Origin of the sequence: Pantoea sp. GCM10028869 (genome assembly GCF_042666835.1) — a bacterium.
GTDB classification, from domain to species: Bacteria; Pseudomonadota; Gammaproteobacteria; order Enterobacterales; family Enterobacteriaceae; genus Pantoea; species Pantoea leporis.
In genome coordinates, this window is record NZ_JBHTGO010000003.1 from 345,183 (window position 1) to 364,938 (window position 19,756).

The 19,756-nt window shown below is 52.3% G+C and carries 13 protein-coding genes; 6 read left to right on the forward strand and 7 right to left on the reverse strand.

Annotated features, from left to right (window positions below):
• Positions 1-82: 82 nt before the first annotated feature.
• On the reverse strand, positions 83-739 hold the full coding sequence (locus ACFQW4_RS09485; protein WP_061718808.1) for an MgtC/SapB family protein: 657 nt from the start codon (positions 737-739) through the stop codon (positions 83-85).
• Between the two features lie 189 nt (positions 740-928).
• Between ACFQW4_RS09485 and ACFQW4_RS09490 the strand changes: the two genes are divergently transcribed.
• Positions 929-1,201, forward strand: coding sequence for a DUF333 domain-containing protein (locus tag ACFQW4_RS09490; protein WP_061718809.1), 273 nt, complete (start codon positions 929-931; stop codon positions 1,199-1,201).
• A 16-nt stretch (positions 1,202-1,217) separates the two neighbouring features.
• On the opposite strand, the gene ACFQW4_RS09495 is transcribed toward ACFQW4_RS09490, so the two are convergent.
• On the reverse strand, positions 1,218-2,210 hold the full coding sequence (locus ACFQW4_RS09495; protein ID WP_377724994.1) for a 2-hydroxyacid dehydrogenase: 993 nt from the start codon (positions 2,208-2,210) through the stop codon (positions 1,218-1,220).
• A 171-nt stretch (positions 2,211-2,381) separates the two neighbouring features.
• Here ACFQW4_RS09495 and ACFQW4_RS09500 point away from each other — a divergent pair, with 171 nt between their 5' ends.
• The 4 genes from ACFQW4_RS09500 (at position 2,382) to hhe (ending at position 11,636) form a co-directional block, all read left to right on the forward strand.
• Positions 2,382-5,000 carry a YdbH family protein gene (locus tag ACFQW4_RS09500; protein WP_377724996.1) on the forward strand — a complete coding sequence of 873 codons (2,619 nt, stop codon included), beginning with the start codon at positions 2,382-2,384 and terminating at the stop codon, positions 4,998-5,000.
• Positions 4,997-5,185 carry a YnbE family lipoprotein gene (locus ACFQW4_RS09505; RefSeq protein WP_008106429.1) on the forward strand — a complete coding sequence of 63 codons (189 nt, stop codon included), beginning with the start codon at positions 4,997-4,999 and terminating at the stop codon, positions 5,183-5,185. Before ACFQW4_RS09500 ends, ACFQW4_RS09505 begins: the two co-directional genes overlap by 4 nt.
• 11 nt (positions 5,186-5,196) lie before the next feature.
• Entirely contained in the window at positions 5,197-5,517 is a 321-nt protein-coding gene (locus ACFQW4_RS09510; RefSeq protein ID WP_277974925.1) for a YdbL family protein, read from the forward strand.
• Between the two features lie 431 nt (positions 5,518-5,948).
• Positions 5,949-11,636 (forward strand): DUF4011 domain-containing anti-phage protein Hhe, encoded by a 5,688-nt coding sequence (gene hhe / locus ACFQW4_RS09515; protein WP_377724998.1) that lies wholly within the window; start codon positions 5,949-5,951, stop codon positions 11,634-11,636.
• 86 nt (positions 11,637-11,722) lie between these two features.
• On the opposite strand, the gene ACFQW4_RS09520 is transcribed toward hhe, so the two are convergent.
• From ACFQW4_RS09520 to ACFQW4_RS09530, 3 genes are all read right to left on the reverse strand, one after another.
• The gene (locus ACFQW4_RS09520; protein ID WP_377725000.1) at positions 11,723-12,379 is read right to left on the reverse strand and encodes an NAD(P)H-binding protein; all 657 of its coding nucleotides are present in this window, start codon (positions 12,377-12,379) and stop codon (positions 11,723-11,725) included.
• A gap of 48 nt (positions 12,380-12,427) precedes the next feature.
• On the reverse strand, positions 12,428-13,132 hold the full coding sequence (locus ACFQW4_RS09525; protein WP_350260660.1) for a GNAT family protein: 705 nt from the start codon (positions 13,130-13,132) through the stop codon (positions 12,428-12,430).
• Positions 13,133-13,221: 89 nt separating this feature from the next.
• Positions 13,222-13,821: an FMN-dependent NADH-azoreductase gene (locus tag ACFQW4_RS09530; RefSeq protein WP_110866220.1), complete on the reverse strand. Its 600-nt coding sequence runs from the start codon at positions 13,819-13,821 to the stop codon at positions 13,222-13,224.
• 230 nt (positions 13,822-14,051) lie between these two features.
• Here ACFQW4_RS09530 and hrpA point away from each other — a divergent pair, with 230 nt between their 5' ends.
• Complete coding sequence (hrpA, locus tag ACFQW4_RS09535; RefSeq protein WP_377725003.1) at positions 14,052-17,948, forward strand: ATP-dependent RNA helicase HrpA; 3,897 nt, start codon at positions 14,052-14,054, stop codon at positions 17,946-17,948.
• Positions 17,949-18,104: 156 nt separating this feature from the next.
• On the opposite strand, the gene ACFQW4_RS09540 is transcribed toward hrpA, so the two are convergent.
• Positions 18,105-18,911 (reverse strand): serine protease, encoded by an 807-nt coding sequence (locus ACFQW4_RS09540; protein ID WP_137385851.1) that lies wholly within the window; start codon positions 18,909-18,911, stop codon positions 18,105-18,107.
• Between the two features lie 277 nt (positions 18,912-19,188).
• Complete coding sequence (gene asr / locus ACFQW4_RS09545; protein ID WP_007888004.1) at positions 19,189-19,659, reverse strand: acid resistance repetitive basic protein Asr; 471 nt, start codon at positions 19,657-19,659, stop codon at positions 19,189-19,191.
• Positions 19,660-19,756: the final 97 nt, after the last annotated feature.

Below are 19,756 nucleotides of genomic sequence, written 5' to 3' on the forward strand. Positions count from 1 at the left end.
GTTTAGCAAAGGGCTTGGACGCGACTTTTTCATCTGTGTGCTAGCGAGATGGCAGCGCACCGCAATCTAACATTGATGATTTTTACATCATCTCTAGCGATTGAACGCCTTTGATTTCCATCACTTTGTCATAGATATTATGCATTGGTGTACGTCGTGACAACGTCACCTCAACGCTCAGTTCGCACAGACCAACCTCTTCATCACGGTTCACTACGGCGATGTGACCGTAGCGCACATTTTCGCGTTGCAGCACCAGCAGCACCAGCGGCACGCTTTTGGGTTTGAGGTGCACCAGCAGCGTATGGTGACGGCCAATCAGCCAGTGACTGATGCGACGGAACGTCTCCAGCACCACCAGCGCCAGCACGGTGCCGTAGATACCGATTTCATACATGCCGCTACCGATCACCAGACCAATCGCCGCAGTGACCCATAAACCGGCGGCGGTAGTAAGACCTTTCACCACTTGCTTCTGAATAATGATGGTACCGGCGCCAAGGAAGCCCATGCCGCTCACCACCTGCGCCGCAATACGGCTGGGATCGAGCGCTACATGGTCGCTGACTAACATATCGGCAAAGCCATATTTCGATACCAGCATAAACATCGCGCTGCCGATACCGACCAGGATATGGGTGCGCAAACCGGCCTCTTTGGCGCGCAGCTGCCGCTCTAGCCCAATCAGTCCGCCGAGAATTCCAGCCAGCGCGATGCGGATAAGCATATCCGTCAACATCGTTCTCTCCTTAGTTATTGAAAAACAAACCCTCTGCCGGGCGAAAAGGGCGGAAATAACTCAAACAGGATAATTCTGCTTGCAAACAATGAAATTAAATTTTGTAAAAAGCTGTGTCGCCTATCGATCCCTCAGCGCACCTGACATATGCTGGTGCGACTTTTTCGCTCAATCCCCGGAGCCCCATCGATGAAAGCCGCTCTCTTCCTGCTGGCTGGCGCCACCTTGTTACTTTCTGCCTGCAGCAGTAACAGTGACAACGAACCGCCGCAACAAGCTACTGCCGCCCACGTACAACCGCGCGTTGTGATGTCATCAATGGCTGAAGTGAATTGCAGTAATGCCGGGGGATCGCTGGCGTTTTCCCGTCAGTTAGACGGTTCACGCATCGGTATGTGCCAGTTGGCGAATGGTCGTCGCTGTGACGAACAGGCGCTGATGGGTGGAAGCTGCGCCCGCTAAGGCAGGCGCAGAAGGGTTAGGCGGTGACCTGATTCGGGCTGATTTCGCCGCGTTCCAGCTGTTGCAAGTTGCTGAGCGTGGTTTCTGAAATTGCCGTCAAGGCTTCGGCGGTCAGGAAAGCCTGATGGCCGGTGAACAGCACGTTGTGACAGGCCGACAGACGACGGAACACATCATCCTGAATCACGTCATTCGATTTGTCTTCAAAGAACAGATCGCGCTCGTTTTCATACACATCCATCCCCAGCGAACCAATCTTCTGCTGTTTAAGCGCATCAATTGCCGCTTGTGAATCAATCAAACCGCCACGGCTGGTGTTGATGATCATCACGCCATCTTTCATTTGGCTGAACGCCTGCGCGTTAAGCAGATGGTGGTTTTCCGGCGTAAGCGGACAGTGCAGCGTAATCACATCGGCTTCAGCGAACAGCGTTTTGAGATCGACATATTCCGCGCCCAGCTCCAGCGCCGCCTGGCTTGGATAGGGATCGAACGCTAACAGGCGCATGCCAAATCCCTTGAGAATACGCATCGCCGCGATACCAATCTTGCCGGTTCCGACTACGCCCGCGGTTTTGTTATGCATGTTGAAGCCGGTTAAGCCATCCAGCGAGAAGTTAGCGTCGCGCGTGCGTTGATAGGCGCGGTGAATGCGACGATTCAGCGTCATCATCAGGCCAACCGCATGTTCCGCTACCGCTTCTGGCGAATATGCCGGGACGCGCACCACGTTTATGCCGAGCGCTTTCGCCGCCGACAGATCGACGTTATTGAAACCGGCACAGCGCAGCGCAACGTGCTTCACGCCCAGCGCCGCCAACTCTTCCAGCACCGCTTTGCTGGCATCATCGTTGACGAAAATACACACCGCATCACAGCCCGCGGCGTTCTTTGCCGTCGCCGGTGTCAGCAGGAAGTCAAAAAACTGCAGCTCAAATCCGTAGCTGTCGTTGACGTGTTCAAGGTATTTTTGGTCGTAATGCTTGGTGCTGTAAACCGCAACTTTCATTGTTTCGCTCCTGAAAAATGCAACGTCGGTATCACAACAGGATAACGTTTTCCGCGTCATTTTGCTGTGCTTCAGCCAGACTATGTCGCTAACACCTTCATTTGCCGGACGTAACATGCCATCATTTGGCTCCTCGTCAGGATTGTGTAAAGAACAGGAACGTTAACTGCCATGACGCGTGGCCTTCGCCGAACACTTGCTGCGCTGCTGGCGCTGATACTGCTGCTATTGGGATTGCTGCTGACGCTCACGCAATGGTTGCCGCGTCTGGCCGGTATCTGGCTGCCTGAAAACACCCGAGTGGAACTTAACGGCACGCCGCGCTGGCAGCAAGGCGCGCTGCATTTCCCGGCGGTGCGCTATCTGGCGGGCGATTGTGTACTGGCAAACGTCAGCGATGCGGCGCTCGGCTGGCAGCAAAAGCGCTGGCAACTTAGCGCGGGAGAAGTCCAACTCAATAGCGACTGCCTGCAATCGCTGCCGCACAGCGAAGCCAGCGGTGCGCCGCGCAGCCTGACTGACTGGCAGAAGATGTTGCCTGGCGCCGATGTCCACCTGCAAAAAATCACCATTCTGCCGTGGCAACAATATGCCGGACGTTTCGATCTCACCTTAAATAACGATGTGCAGCGGCTGCATTATCAGGGCGACAACCTGAGTGTGGATGCGCGGTTGCAAGGCCAGCTGCTGCAGATTGCCCAGCTGCAGCTCAGTCATCCTTTACTGCCCAAACCGCTCAACCTGCATGGCGATGTCACCTTGCCAACCTTTGCCGATGGTTTGCCGGTAGCGGGCGAACTCAGCGCTGACCTCAATATTGTGCAGTGGCCGCAGCCGCTAGCGCTGGCGCTCAACTGGCAGCAACAGCAAGGCACCTTGACGGTGAAGCAGCAGGATGACGATCAGCCGCTGCTGCAGCTGCCGTGGCAGGTCGATGAGCGGCAGATTCGTATTACGCAAGGTCAATGGCGTTGGCCGCAGGCCGATCAGCCGCTATCAGGTGGCATGGCGCTAACGCTGGAAAACTGGCAGCAAGGACTGGAAAACACGCTGGTCAGCGGGCGATTTAATTTGCTGACGCAAGGGCGCGGCGGCAAAGGCAATCTGGTATTGAGCGTTGGCCCGGGCAAACTGAGCATGGTCGATAGCGCCTTGCCGTTCCAGTTGACCGGCGAGAGCAAATTCGCCGATCTGCAGCTGTTTGGCAGCATGCCGGGCTTACTGCACGGCGTGCTGACCGATCCGCAATTGACCCTGAAACAAGGCGCGCTGCTGCGTTTGCGCGGTCGCTTGCTCTCAACGCTGGAAGTGGATGAAGCGCGCTGGCCGCTGGCGGGCGTGACGGTGGCGTCGAGCGGAATTAATGGTCGCCTGCAGGCGATACTTAAGGCACACGATCCCAGCTTTGGTCGCTTCAGGTTGCATCTCGATGGCCGCGCCAGCGATTTCTGGCCCGACAGCGGCGTGTGGAACTGGCGTTATTGGGGGGACGGCCTGATCGAGCCGCTCACCGCCAAATGGGACGTGAAGGGCACCGGCAGCTGGCAGGACACTTTGATCAGCCTCGACACGCTGAATACCGGTTTCGATCAGCTGGCGTACGGCATGGTGCAAGTGGCTAAACCGCGCCTGACGCTCAATGCGCCGGTGCGCTGGCAGCGCGATCCCTCGCATCCGGCGTTTAACGGTGGCTTCACGCTCAAATCCGGTCAAACCCAGTTCAGCTACGGCGGCTGGCTGCCGCCATCAGAACTTAATTTTGAAGCCAAAGGCAGCGATCCCAGCCAGTTTATCTGGCGCGGTCAGCTGACGGCGGAGGATATTGGCCCGGTACGCGTGCATGGCCGCTGGGACGGCGAACGTCTGCGCGGCGAAGCCTGGTGGCCGGCGCAATCTTTGACGGTGTTCCAGCCACTGCTCAGCAGCGATTTAAAAATGCGTATCCAGTCGGGTGAACTGCGCGCGCAGGTGGCATTCTCGGCGGCTAGCGAGCAGGGCTTTGAAGCGGGCGGTCACTGGACGGTGAAAAACGGCAGCCTGTGGATGCCGGACAGTGAAATCAACGGCATCGATTTCTCGCTGCCGTTTCGGCTGAAGGATCATCAATGGCAGCTTGGACGGCGCGGCCCGGTTTCACTGCGTATCGCCGAAGTAAAAAATCAGTTCTCACTGCAAAACATCACCGCTGATTTGCAAGGTCACTATCCATGGCAGGAGCGCCAGCCGCTAACGCTCAGCAACGTCAATCTCGATCTGTTAGGCGGACACGTCAGCATGCCCGAACTGCGCATGCCACAGCATCAAGCGGCGCGCGTCTCGCTGAAGGAGATCAATCTCAGCAAGCTGGTCAGCGCGATCAAACCCAAGCAGTTTGCCATGTCTGGCAAGGTCAATGGCGAATTGCCGCTGTGGGTGAATAATCCGCAATGGCTGGTTGAAAAGGGCTGGATCGCCAACAGCGGTCCGCTCACCTTCCGGCTGGATAAAGATATGGCGGACGCGATTGTCAGCAATAACTTTGCGGCCGGAGCGGCGCTGGATTGGCTGCGCTACATGGAAATCTCGCGTTCATGGGCCACTATCGATCTGGATAACTTCGGCAATCTGATCATGCAATCGGAAGTGAAAGGCGTCAGCCAGTTCAGTAACCGCCGACAGACCGTTAATCTGAACTACCGGCATCAGGAAAATTTGTTCCAGCTGTGGCGCAGCCTGCGCTTTGGCGATAATTTGCAATCCTGGGTGGAGCAAAATGCCACCTTACCCTCGAAGAAGGATCCCCAACCATGAGCCTCAGGGCATTACTGGTGCTGGCAGCCTGGCTGCCGCTGATTGGCTGCGTGCCGCGCATTGAAGTTGCGGCGCCGAAAGAGCCCATCACCATCAATATGAACGTCAAAATTGAGCATGAGATTCACATCAAGGTGGATAAAGATGTGGAAGCGCTGCTGAAGAATCAGAGCGGACTGTTTTGAGGAGAAGCATGATGAAACGCAAGGGGATCGCGCTGCTTGTGGCGCTGCTGCTGATGCCGTCTGCCTGGGCGCTCACGCTGGATGAGGCGCGTCAACAGGGGCGCGTGGGCGAAACGCTCAGCGGCTATGTGGCGGCGCGTCAGCAGGACGAAGAAACGCTGGCGCTGGTCAAGCGCATCAACGATGGCCGCCTGCAGCAATATCAGCGCGTGGCGCAGCAAAATAACCTGACTGCCAGCGAAGTGGCGCGCATCGCCGGCGAAAAGCTGGTGAACCGCGCAGGTAGCGGCGAGTATGTGCGCGGCATCAATGGGCAGTGGCTGCGTAAGTAAAGCGACTTGTTTTTACAGCGGCTGCCGGGCAAAGGCCGTTTTTTACGCATAGTAGGGCTTGGGTTAACGAATATATAAAGTGAAGTAAATGTGTAGCTGTTATGCGTTACCTGCTGGTTGAAATAAATGACTAATTGATTTGCCAAAAATTCAATATAAGTTAAGCATTCTTAATCAACTGGCCCTTGTTTTCCAAAGTGCTCAGTGTATGATTTTCGCCATTCTGATGCTTACTGACTATGTGATAAGACAAAATCTTGAATTGTCTTGAGAGACTTAATTATTTAACACAACATAAAATGTAATCATAATCTCTGAATTACGAGTTCGCGTGAAGCATCAATCAACTTGCCCCACACTCCGGACAGACTCCGCCCGGGTGTGATGCGCGATTTAGTTAATTACTTTAATTTAAAACTTTAAGGCATGTTATGGCAGAGTACTCTTCATCAGAAGATGACAGTTCACAAGCTTATATTCTCAAATCACTTGAGGATATGCGGCGCAAGTTACTGGATTTAACTTCACGCAACAGGCTGCTAAATTTCCCGGTCGCTCAAAAACATTCTTCATTACGGATTGTTGATGAGTTACCCGATCAGCTTTTTAGAACCTTGATTTCGGAAGAGCCTATGCAGTTTGCAGGCGTTCCAGACCCTTCAAGACATCAGCTCCAAAAGTTTGGCTTTCTTGATAAAAACCAAGATTTGACAGATGAGAAAAATAAAAAGTCGATGCCTGATGCCAAGAGCTGGGCGGCAAAATTAGGCATTAATACAAGCTATGAATTGCTGAGCCAACCAAAAGACAATGTGTCTGCTGAAGATTACCAACAGGTGGTCAAAGCCTGGCAGGATATTCTTGATTCACTGAAAGATAATGCTACATCTCGACCGGGGGCATGGAATAACGCATTGCAGTCTGAGCCACCAGCTGAGCGACTGATCGCTACACTTATGCAACTCGGTTATAAAGATTTAGGTGAATTCGAACGCGATGCAAAAGCGGGAAAGCCGCTTCGCACCCCTTCTATACGTGCATCCCTAACTGATACTCAAATTCAGACACTTTATTATCCTTCAGAGCTTGAGGCCATGTTGCGCTCATTGCATGGCAAAGCCCAAGTTGCGATTGAGGAAACTGGAGCTGGAATTCTTTATCTTGCTTTGGGATTTTTAGAATGGTTTGAAAGTGAGGATTCCGATAAGCCGAGGCTGGCGCCTCTTTTCACTATTCCTGTTACTTTGGAAAAAGGCAAACTTGACCCGCAGGCAGGTCTTTACCGATATCATTTGCGGTACACAGGTGAAGATATTCTGCCAAATCTTTCTTTGCAGCAAAAACTTCAGGGTGATTTTGGTATTGCGCTACCTAATCTAAGTGATGACATGTTGCCTGAAACCTACTTCCAACAAATCCAGGCGATCATAGAGAAAAGTAAACCACGTTGGTCTGTTCGTCGTTATGGCGCGTTAAGTCTGCTGAACTTCAGCAAGATGCTAATGTATCTCGATCTCGACCCTGACCGTTGGCCGCAAGGCAGCAAGAATCTACTAAACCACGAAATTATCAAACGACTTTTCACCTCACAAGCTGGAGATGTTCCGGACTACACCTCCGGCGGGTCAAATGAGTATTCGATTGATAATTTCAGCGATATTCATGAAAAATTCCCTTTGATTTATGACGCTGACAGTTCCCAGCATAGTGCACTTATCGACTCCGTTAATGGAGAAAATCTTGTCATTGAAGGTCCACCTGGGACGGGCAAATCTCAGACGATCACAAACCTGATCGCTGCAGCAATGCTGAACGGTAAGAAAGTTCTCTTTGTTGCTGAAAAACTTGCGGCTTTAGAGGTGGTAAAACATCGCCTTGATAAGGCTGGATTGGGCGATTTTTGTCTTGAGTTACATAGCCATAAGTCCCACAAGCGTAAGGTAATAGAAGATATTCAGAAGCGATTGCTTAATCCAGCATTGCAGCAATCTCCTGCACAAATTGATGCAGAGATATCACGTTATGAAGACCTAAAAAACCAGTTAAACAGTTACGCCCAGGAAATCAATCAAGGATGGAAAAATACAGGCCTGACGATTCACCAAATCCTTACGGGGGCAACGCGCTATCGACGCGAATTGGGTATTGAACCCACGCTTCTACATATTGAAAACTTTTCGGGACAGACCTTTGATCGTGTTTCACAGTTGAGACTGCGAGATCAAATTAAACAGTTTAAAGACGTCGTGGTCGAGTTTCGCCTGCAAGTCGGCGAGCAAGCTGAATTGGCCGAACACCCGTGGTATGGCGTCAACAATATTGACATCCCGCTATTCGATTGCGATAGGATCGTTGCATTGCTGAGTGAATGGAATGCCGCGCTATTTTCCTGGCAGGAGGCACTTTCTGATTTTCTACAAAAACATTCAATTTCCTCAACAAGCTATGATGATCTCTGCTGGCAGACTCAACTAATTGAATTAACCGTACAACTACCGCAGCTTTCTGACAACATCGAGTTTGACGCTTATAAAAAACTCGATGAACACAGTATTGAACAACTGAAAAAATGGTTAATTAATTACGACGAAGTTCAAGCCGACTATGTTCAACTAGCTGGTTTTGTTGCCACTGAAAAATTGCATTTTCTTGAAGAGGATGCTGCCGTTAAAGACTTACCCGATATTGCAGTAACGTTTGGCCTTGAAGGTACAATTACACTTGCTGATGTTGTGCGCTTAATCCGGGGGCTTGAACAACTGTACGAAGATTTTGAGTCCGATAGTGCGGGCTTATCTGCACTACTCGAAGCGTTGCCTCCAATAGTTGCTCAAAAGTTTCCAGCTACTGCCCAAGGATTTAGCCAGGTTATCACCTTTATTGATATCGCCTCTGCGCTACCAGCCGATTTAGTCAAATTCAGACACGACAGATTTGATGATGACAGCATTGATTCGGTACTCAGTGACTTATATCAGCGTCTGGCATCATTGCAGATATTGCGTGACCAGCTCAAACCACGCTTTGTTTTAAGCCGAGTCACAGATGATGAACAGCTAAAAAATATAGAAATTAGCTTACATGACTCTGGATTGCTGAGTAGATTGAGTAGTACCTGGCGCCAGGCAAAAAATACGCTTATTGGATTATCTACCGACTCCACCGCCAAATGGAAAACACTGAGTGATGAGTTACCTAAACTTCGCCAGTATGCGCAAGAGCTGGCTGAGCTTGAAAGTCGAAACTTCAACCAACTTTTAGGAGAGCTTTACCTAGGGCTTGATACGAATACGGATCACCTGAGGCAAATCCGTGATTGGTATTGCAACGTGCGCAAAGCCTGGGGTATAGGATTCGGAACTAATGTTGCGATTGGCAGTGCATTGCTCACGTTAGACGGCCAGATTTTTAGAGGCATTCAGCATTTAAAACAGCAGGGAGCAGACGCACAAATCTCTCTGCATCTTGCCCGCCTTAAAGAGCACGAACGGACGTTTTCATCGGGCATGTTGATTGTGGGTAATGATCAGTTGCTGGCCGGCGAGATGAACTTATTTACACCGATTATTACAAAGCTTAAAGAGGCGCTAGTACCGATTCAACAATGGTTTACGGCTGAGCAGCTTACGCTGAATACGGTAAGTGAAAAAATTTCAATCCTGAAGCAGTTACATATTCGGCAGCGTGCTTTAATCGATAATACACTGCCCGCCGAAATCTTTGCCGCTGCTGGTGAAATCGTTTTAGGCGTGAATAAAAATAACGCATATCCTTTAAAAGTTATTAATGAAACCATCACGTTTACCGAACAGTTACGCGATAAAATTCATAGTACCGATCTGGCTCGCTGCATTAAAAAACTCAACGGTGGTGATGCTTATCGCAATTTACAGTCTGAATTAGTCTCTCTTCAGCGCGTGTGGCAAGCGCATGTTGATGCTCAGGATAACTTTGTAGGTGAGACACAACTAACATTGGCCGAATGGTATCAAAAAAGCGGCAACAGCCTTGATGCGCTGATTGGGCGTAATAAAGATGCCATTAATAAGCCTCGATGGCTCAATGGCTGGCTTAACTTCATACGCAGATCGAAAGAAATAGAGAAAAGTGGACTGCAGCGTATTCGTGATGTAGTCATGAACCATACGCTCGCGATTGAGCTTAGTGATGCTGGATTACAGGTGGCGGTCTATGACCAGCTAGCACGTGAAGTGGCTTCGGAGCGTCCACATTTGCTTCGTACTTCAGGCAATAGCCGTAGCGCACTGCAAAAACAATTCCGGGATTATGACAAAGCGTTACAGAAACTGCAGCGTGAGCGCATTGCGGCTATTATCGCCAGTAACCCAGTTCCTCAGGGCTCAGCCGGGGGGCGAAAAACTGATTACACGGAGTTAGCTCTAATCCGTAACGAGGCAGGTAAGAAGACGCGACATATTCCAATTCGGCAGCTGATTAACCGTGCTGGCCAGGCGCTACTTCAGCTGAAACCGTGTTTTATGATGGGGCCTATGTCTGCGGCTAACTATCTTGAACCTGGTGATATAGAGTTTGATCTGGTTGTGATGGATGAAGCGTCACAGGTTAAACCTGAAGATGCGTTAGGAGTTATTGCTCGTGGAAAGCAGATTGTTGTAGTTGGCGATCCCAAACAGCTTCCTCCAACGAGTTTCTTCGATCGCGCAGGCATTGATGATGACGATGAAGACACTGCGGCTGTAAGCCAGACAGACAGTATCCTAGATGCCTCTCTGCCGCTTTTCAAAATGCGTCGCCTGCGATGGCACTACCGATCAAAACACGAAAGCCTAATTGCCTATTCTAATCGCCATTTTTATAACAGTGATTTAGTTGTGTTCCCTTCGCCGAACGCTAAGGCACCAGAGTTTGGCGTTAAATTTAGCTTCGTCCAAAACGGCCGCTTCGTTAATCAGCAAAACATTGAAGAAGCTCGCGTCATTGCTAAGGCGGTTGCCCTACATGCAATCCAGTCACCTGATGAGTCACTAGGTATTGTTGCGATGAACTCTAAGCAGCGTGAACAGATTGAGCGTGCCATTGACGAAATGTGCCGTGAGGATGCACAGGTAAACGTTGCCATCGACCGCCTGAGAATTAAAAGTGATGCACTGTTCGTTAAAAATCTTGAAAACGTGCAAGGTGATGAGCGCGATGTCATTTTCATTTCCTTCACTTATGGGCCGGGTGAGACCGATGGCAAAGTTTATCAACGCTTTGGCCCGATAAACTCAGATGTCGGTTGGCGTCGATTAAACGTGCTTTTCACGCGCTCTAAAAAGCGTATGCATGTGTTTAGCTCAATGCGCTCGGAAGATGTGCTTCTAAATGAAACGTCTAAGCGAGGTGTGCAAGCGCTGCGCGGATTCCTGCACTTTGCTGAAAAAGGCAATATGGACGGACTCGGTCAATCCACAGGGAAAGCCCCAGACAGTGATTTCGAAGTTGCTGTTATTAATGCGCTCGAGCACGCGGGCTTTAGCTGCGAACCTCAGGTAGGTGTGGCAGGCTTCTTTATTGATATCGCTGTGCGAGATCCTGGCAAGCATGGGCGCTATCTCATGGGGATTGAGTGCGATGGTGCAACATACCACTCAGCAAAATCGGCTCGAGATCGTGACCGCCTGCGGCAGGATGTTTTGGAAGGACTGGGCTGGAGAATTCGTCGTATTTGGTCAACTGATTGGTTTAGTAATCCAAATGAAATCTTAGATCCAATTATTCGTGAATTAAATCAGTTGAAAACGCTTATCGACAAAAACGATTATTCCGAAGAAGAGGCGATTGCAGAGTTAGTTGCAGAAGAAAGAGAAAGCTGTACCGATCTGGCTGATTACAGCGATGTCATGGAGCCCCTTAAAATACGGCTTGAGCGGTTTGCTCGAGAAGTCATTGATGTAGAAAACCCATTCATAGCGGATGAAAGCAAGTTACTTAGGCCTGCCATGATCGAGGCTTTGGTTGAGCACCAGCCTCTTTCGCGATCGGAGTTTGTAGAACGTATTCCCAAATACCTAAGGGAAGCTACCGAAAGCAAAATGAGTAAGGCCTACCTCGATAGTGTACTGGCTATTATTGATGGCCAAGAGATACTCGATTAGCGTTGTATGTGAATTCCGCCTGGAGCATATGTGCCTCAGGCGGAATAATTAACGCCTCTACGAAAGGGGACTTAAGAACAATTCTTTTAATTATCCAGTTGCTTAACTGCTTCATGCACCGGCACTTCACCGCCGGTTAACTCAATGATCACCCGGCTGACCGCCGGTTGATCGATGATTTCAGCCAGCGTCGCCGCCACGTCATCGCGAGGAATATCGCCATACGGGATGGCCAAACCAGCACGCACCCGGCCTTGGCCTTGCTCATCCGTTAGCCTGCCGGGGCGTAAAATCACCCAATCCAGATCGCTTTGCGCCAGCTCGACATCTGCTGCTTTCTTCACGCGCATGTAGTTTTCGAAGCTGGCGGAGAGGTTTTTGTTTCTGCCGGCTTCAGGGAAAGCCGAAACCAGCAGAAAGCGTGAGATGCCGGCCTGCTGCGCGGCAGCAACTGCGGTAGTTAATCCTTTGCCATCAATGGCGTTCGTCATCTCTTCACCGCCTTTGCCACCGGCACCAGCGGTGAAGACCACCACATCGCTGCCCTTCATCAGCGCGGCCAGCGATGTTGCGTCCAGCGCGGTTAAGTCGCCGTTAACCGGCTCAGCACCCCGTTCACGCAAAGGCTGCTCCTGTTCCGCTTTGCGAAACAGCGGGCGCGCAACGTGCCCGTTTGCGGCCAGCAGTGATGCCAGACGACGGCCAATGTTGCCTGCGCCGCCAATGATAAATACCTTGGACATGAGTACCTCTTCAATTGCGTGGATAACAGCGAGTCAGTATAGACAACGTCAATTTGCGGAGAAAAAGCAGCGCAGCTTTTGCCTTTCGCGTCCGTGCTGATCCATATTCTCCACCGCCAGCCATTGGCTTAAAGCCTGCTGAATCGGCGGCCATTCACCATCAATGATCGATAACCAATCGGTATCGCGATTGCGCTGTTTGCGCGTCATGGCCTGACGAAAACGACCTTCAAAGGTAAAGCCGATACGTTCAGCTGCGCGTCGGGACGCCAGATTTAGGGAATCACAACGCCAAGCCACGCGGCGATAACCGAGCGCGAAGGCCTGCTGCAACAGCAGATATAACGCTTCAGAGCCCAATACGTTGCGCTGCATCAGCGGCGACCAGGTCACATGGCCAATCTCAATCGCGCCGTTCTGCACGTCGATATTGGCGAAACAGACCGCGCCAACCGCTTGCTGATTAGCCTGATCGATCACCGCATAACTGACCAATCCACGGTCACCTATTTTGTTAGCAATCCAATCGTTCATCTCGGCTAACGATTGCGGCTGCGATGCGCCAAGCCAGGTCCAGTCGCGATCGTCGGGTGCCAGCAAAAAGGAGGTCAGCAGGGCAGGCGCGTGATTGAGTTGAAGCGGTGTGAGATGGCAAAAGCGGCCAGTGAGAATAGCAGCGGGCGGGAAGATTGCGGGTTGCCAGTCGGGTAGCGCAAAACCGATAGGCTGACCATATTGATTGTGTTGTGTCACTTCATCTCCTTTCGCTGTGCTGAAAAATAACAGCAAAAAAAATGCCCGCCAGTTAAGCCTGGCGGGCATTGATCATGCGAAAAAAATGATTACGCAGCAACGATTTGTTTGATGGCGTCTTTTGCATCGTTAGCCGCTTTGGTCGCCACTTCTGGACCATAAGCGATGCCTTCCGCGAACACGAACTCCACGTCAGTGATACCGATGAAGCCGAGGAACAGCTTCACGTATGGCGTCAGCAGATCGCTGGCAGTATCTTTATGGATGCCGCCACGGCTGGAGAGAATCACCGCACGTTTGCCGGTCACCAGACCTTCCGGGCCTGCTTCGGTGTAACGGAAGGTCACGCCAGCGCGGGCAATCAGATCGAAGTAATTTTTCAACTGAGTTGGAATGTTGAAGTTGTACATGGGTGCGGCAATAACCACGGTGTCATGGGCTTGCAGTTCAGCAATCAGCTCATCGGAGAGAGACAGCGCTTCCTGCTGACGTGGTGACAGTGGGGCATCGGATGGGCGCAGCGCGCCAACCAGCTCACCATCCAGCACCGGAATCGGCTGCGCGGCTAAATCACGTACGGTAACCGAGTCACCTTTAGCGCGTGCTTCGTCAGCGTAGAAGTCAGCCAGTTGATTTGACTGAGAGTAACCAGCGAGGATGCTTGATTTCAGAACTAAAACTTTGCTCATGGTATTTTCCTGTGCGTTACGCGGTTGGCTTACCGCTCAATGCTTTACACTGTACGGAGTTAGCCCGCGGGGTAAAAGCGCAATATTTCGAGATCAATGTTCGAAATAATTGAATAACCTCGCACGTCCCGTTCAGGCAGGTGTTCCAAATTGTGCTATGATGCCGACCATTAATTGCTTGAATCCGCCGGGAAATCATCTGCCCGCTGCAACAACAGGTACGCATCGCTATGTCATCATCCGACTCTTCACCTTTAGCCTCCCTCTGGCCGCGGCTCGATAATCTGACGCTGCGCGACAGTCAACGTCTGCGACGTCGACTGCTGGGCGCTGCAAAGGTGAAAAATCCTGCGGCGCAGCAGGGCATTGTGGCTGAACTGGAGCCGGAATTTGTCGCGGCGGAGCAGCGCCTGGCGCAGCGCACGGCGGCGACACCGCGCATCACTTTCCCGGACAACCTGCCGGTAAGTCAGAAGCAGCAGGACATTGCCGATGCGATCGGTCAGCATCAGGTGGTGATCGTTGCGGGTGAAACCGGATCGGGTAAAACCACGCAGCTGCCGAAAATCTGCCTGGCGCTGGGGCGCGGGGTTAAAGGGCTGATTGGTCATACTCAGCCGCGTCGTCTGGCGGCGCGCACCGTGGCCAACCGCATTGCCGATGAGCTGGAAACCTCGCTCGGCGGCACCATCGGTTACAAGGTGCGCTTTAACGATCAGGTGAGCGAAACCACCCAGGTTAAGCTGATGACCGACGGTATCCTGCTGGCGGAAATCCAGCAGGATCGCCTGTTGCTGCAGTACGACACCATCATTATCGATGAAGCACACGAACGCAGTCTGAACATCGATTTCCTGCTCGGCTATCTGCGCGAACTGTTGCCGCGTCGTCCTGACTTAAAAGTCATTATCACGTCAGCGACCATCGATCCGCAGCGCTTCTCACGCCATTTCCACAATGCGCCGGTGATTGAAGTGTCCGGCCGGACGTATCCGGTCGAAGTGCGTTATCGCCCAATGGTGGAAGAGGCTGACGACACCGATCGCGATCAGCTGCAGGCGATTTTTGATGCGGTCGATGAGCTGGGACAAGAGAGCCGCGGCGATATCCTGATCTTTATGAGCGGCGAGCGCGAAATCCGCGATACTGCCGATGCGCTGATGAAGCGCGATATTGCGCACACCGAGATTCTGCCGCTGTATGCGCGCCTGTCGAACGCCGAGCAAAACCGCGTGTTCCAGTCGCACAGTGGACGCCGCATCGTGCTGGCGACCAACGTGGCGGAAACCTCGCTGACCGTGCCTGGCATCAAATATGTTATCGATCCTGGCACCGCACGTATCAGCCGCTACAGTTTCCGCACTAAAGTGCAGCGCTTGCCGATTGAGCCGATTTCGCAGGCTTCCGCTAATCAGCGAAAAGGGCGCTGCGGCCGCGTTTCGGAAGGTATCTGTATTCGCCTCTATTCCGAGGATGATTTCCTCAGCCGCCCGGAATTTACCGATCCCGAAATTCTGCGTACTAACCTCGCCTCGGTGATTCTGCAGATGACCGCGCTGGGACTGGGCGATATTGCGGCCTTCCCATTTGTCGAAGCACCGGACAAGCGCAATGTTCAGGATGGCGTGCGCCTGCTGGAAGAGCTGGGTGCAATCACGCTGAGTGAAGACGAAACCTACAAGCTGACGCCTTCGGGCCGCCAGCTCGCACAGTTGCCCGTCGATCCGCGTATGGCGCGCATGGTGCTGGAAGCGCAAAAATTTGGCTGCGTACGCGAAGCGATGATCATCACCGCGGCGCTATCGATTCAGGACCCGCGCGAGCGTCCTTCGGATAAAAAGCAGGCATCTGACGAAAAACATCGTCGTTTTGAGGATAAAGAGTCTGATTTCCTCGCCTTCGTCAATCTGTGGAATTACCTGCAGGAGCAGCAAAAAGCGCTCTCCAGCAATCACTTCCGTCGCTTGTGTAAAACCGAGTTCCTTAACTATCTGCGCGTGCGTGAATGGCAGGATATCTACACGCAGCTGCGTCAGGTGGTGCGGGAACAGGGGATGCCGGTCAACAGCGAACCTGCGCCGTATCGTGAAGTGCACTGCGCTTTGCTCACCGGCTTGCTGTCGCATATTGGTCAGAAAGATAACGACAAGCAGGAGTTTACCGGCGCTCGCAACGCGCGCTTCGCCATCTTCCCCGGTTCCGGGCTGTTCAAGAAGCCGCCGAAGTGGACCATGGTGGCAGAACTGGTGGAAACCAGCCGTTTATGGGGCCGCGTTGCCGCCCGTATCGATCCGGAATGGATCGAACCGCTGGCGCAGCATCTGATTAAACGCAGTTACAGCGAACCGCACTGGGAAAAAGCACAGGGCGCGGTGATGGCGACGGAAAAAGTGACGCTTTACGGCCTGGCAATTGTGCAGGCGCGTAAGGTTAATTACAGCCGCATCGATCCGCAACTGAGCCGCGAGCTGTTTATCCGTCATGCGCTGGTGGAGGGCGATTGGCAGACGCGTCACGCGTTCTTCCGCAATAATCTGAAACTGCGCAACGAAATTGAAGATCTGGAGCACAAATCGCGTCGTCGCGACATTCTGGTCGATGATGAAACGCTGTTCGCTTTCTACGATCGCCGCATCGGCAGCGACGTGGTGTCTGCACGCCATTTCGATAGCTGGTGGAAGCAGGCCAGCAAAGAGAATCCGGATCTGCTGAGCTTTGATAAGCAAATGCTGATCAAAGACGGCGCGGACAAAGTCAGCCAGCTCGATTACCCCAACTTCTGGCATCAAGGCAACCTGAAACTCAAACTGAGCTATCAGTTTGAACCGGGCGCAGATGCCGATGGCGTGACGGTGCACATTCCGCTGCCGCTGCTGAACCAAATCGAAGAGACCGGTTTTGAGTGGCAAATTCCGGGCGTGCGCCGCGAACTGGTTATCGCGCTGATCAAATCGCTGCCCAAGCCGGTGCGCCGCAATCTGGTACCCGCGCCCAACTACGCCGAAGCGTTTCTCGGCCGCGTTACGGCGATGGAACTGCCGTTGCTGGATGCGCTGGAACGCGAATTCCGCCGCATGACCGGCGTCACCATTGACCGGGAAGCCTGGCAGTGGGATCAGGTGCCCGATCACCTGAAAATGACTTTTCGTGTAGTTGACGAACACAACCGTAAGCTGCAGGAAGGCAAAAATCTGCATCAGCTGCGGCTGCTGCTGAAAGGCAAAGTGCAGGAAACGCTGTCGAAAGTGGCGGATGATGGCCTGGAACAGAGCGGTTTGCACATCTGGAGCTTTGGCGATTTGCCGCAAAGCTACGAGCAGAAGCGCGGCAGCTATCAGGTCAAAGCCTGGCCGGCGCTGGTGGATGAAAAGGACAGCGTGGCGATTCGCCTGTTCGATAGCGAAGTGGAACAGCAGAAAATGATGTGGCGCGGTCAGCGTCGCCTGCTGCTGCTCAACATTCCGTCGCCAACCAAGTATCTGCACGAGAAGCTACCGAACAAAGCCAAACTCGGTTTGTACTTCAATCCCTACGGCAAAGTGCTGGAACTTATCGATGACTGTATCGCCTGCGGCGTGGATAAGCTGATGGCGGAGGCGGGCGGCCCGGCGTGGCAACAGGAAAACTTCGAACAGCTGCGCGACAAAGTGCGTGCTGATTTGAATGAAACCGTGGTCACCATCGCTAAACAGGTCGAACAGATCCTGACCTGCGTGTTCAATATCAACAAGTTCCTTAAAGGACGCGTGGATATGTCGCTGGCGCTGGCGTTAGGCGATATCAAAGCGCAAATGAATGGCCTGGTGTATCGCGGTTTCGTCACCGGCAATGGCTGGTCGCGTCTTGGTGATTCGCTGCGCTATCTGCAAGGTATTGAGCGTCGTCTCGAGAAGCTGCCGGTCGATCCTCACAGCGATCGTGCGCGTATGCTGAAAGTGCAGGCGGTGGAGCAAGCCTGGCAGACGTGGCGGAATAAATTGCCGCCTCAGCGTCAGGATGATGCCGACGTGCAGGCGATTCGCTGGATGCTGGAAGAGCTGCGAATTAGCTATTTCGCCCAGCAGCTGGGCACGCCTTATCCAATTTCGGATAAGCGTATTCTGCAGGCGATGGAGCAGTTGAGTTAATTGTTAGATGGCGCGATAAATCGCGCCGCTACGAAACAGCGCGGTTTTAACATCGCACAATTCTCGAAGAAAACGGCAAGACGGTGCAGAGGCCCCAGGGATGGGTCCACGGCGACTTTACGTAGCGGCCCCGCCTTTTTGCCTGAGAGGGCGGAATTACTGAGCTAACTCTTCCAGCTTATCTTTAAAGGACGGCACCGCAATCGCGCGGTTATCGGCACGGTAACGATCGGCCGGCGCGGGTGCTGAACTCTGTACCGCAATCAACTGCCACTCATCACCGTTCTTTAACAGCAGCGGCGAACCGCTGTCGCCCGGCAAGGTATCGCACTGATGCGACAACACTGCACGCTGTGCCCAACCGGTCACTAAACAATCGCTGTGCGAATAGAGCGTATCCAGATGATCGGCCGGATATCCGGCTTGCGTCACTTTACGTTGCGTGGTTTTCAACGCGGCGGTTAAATCGCCACGCGAACCCTCAAACAATGGAATCGGCACAATGCCGGAAGGCGGGTTATGCAAAATAACCAGCCCATAATCGTAGGGTGCGGCTCCCGGCGGCACGATCCAGCCTTCGCCGTCTGCCTGCAACCGGCGCGCTAAAGAGGGTTCAACGCGCGCATCAATATCATGAATCTCGTAGCGCCAACCTTTCGCGCTGGCCATAAAACGCAGCGCCACCGGCTTATCAAACTTGCCGGGCGGAGCCAATAAACAGTGTCCGGCGGTCAACGCCAGATGGGCAGAAATCAAGGTGGCAGTGCAGAGGTTACCGCTTTCGGTCTCTAACTGACCGATGGCATCCCAAGGCGCGGCGCTCACGTCGCTGATCGCCTGGCGATGATCTTTGCCAAAAAACAACGTTTTGATGTCTTCCGGGCTTGGCCCATCTTCATCATCGGCATGTGCTGTGTGGGTAAAACTGAAAAGACCAACGAGTAACAGGATAGCCAGGCGCATAGTTCTCTCAATGGCGAGAATAAGTAGAAGTTGTTGTCATCACGCTTGAGCGATAACTATAGTCGGTGAGCGGTGAAAAAGGGAGAAATATTGGAGTAATCAGCACGCTACAACGACTAGATAAAAAAGCTGGCTGCAACTATGCCACAGAGGATCATCACAATCAGAATAATTTCGAAGCGATAGCGACGCACCATTTTTCGCTACTCCAGTAAATAAACACCCGGCATAACCGGGTGTTTTCAATCATCAATACGGTGTTGGCGCTAAAGCGATCTTATTTAGCTGCTTTTTTCACTTTGTGGTGCTTTTTAGCAGCCTGAGCTTTCTGCGCAGCTGGCTTGGTTACTTTGTGGTGCTTTTTAGCAGCCTGAGCTTTCTGTGCAGCTGGTTTGGTTGCTTTGTGGTGCTTTTTAGCAGCCTGGGCTTTCTGTGCAGCTGGCTTGGTTGCTTTTTTGTGGTGCTTTTTAGCAGCCTGGGCTTTCTGTGCAGCTGGCTTGGTTGCTTTTTTATGATGCTTTTTAGCGGCCTGAGCTTTCTGTGCAGCTGGCGCTTTCTTCTCTACTTTTTTGTGCTTCTTAGCAGCCTGCGCTTTCTGAGCAGCAGGTTTCTTATGATGTACTGCTTTGTGTTTCGCTGGCGCTGCAGTGGTTGCTGGCGTTGCTGGAGCAGCTGTGGTCTCAGCAGCGAAAGCAACAGAAGACATACCCATAGCAGCGGCGATCACCAGTGCAAATAATTTTTTCATTGCAAAATCCTCGAACTATTTTTTCATGTGTAGCCCACTGCGGGGCCGGTGAAAACACTATATGAAAAACAATTCAGGCTTTCCGTGAGGCATTGGT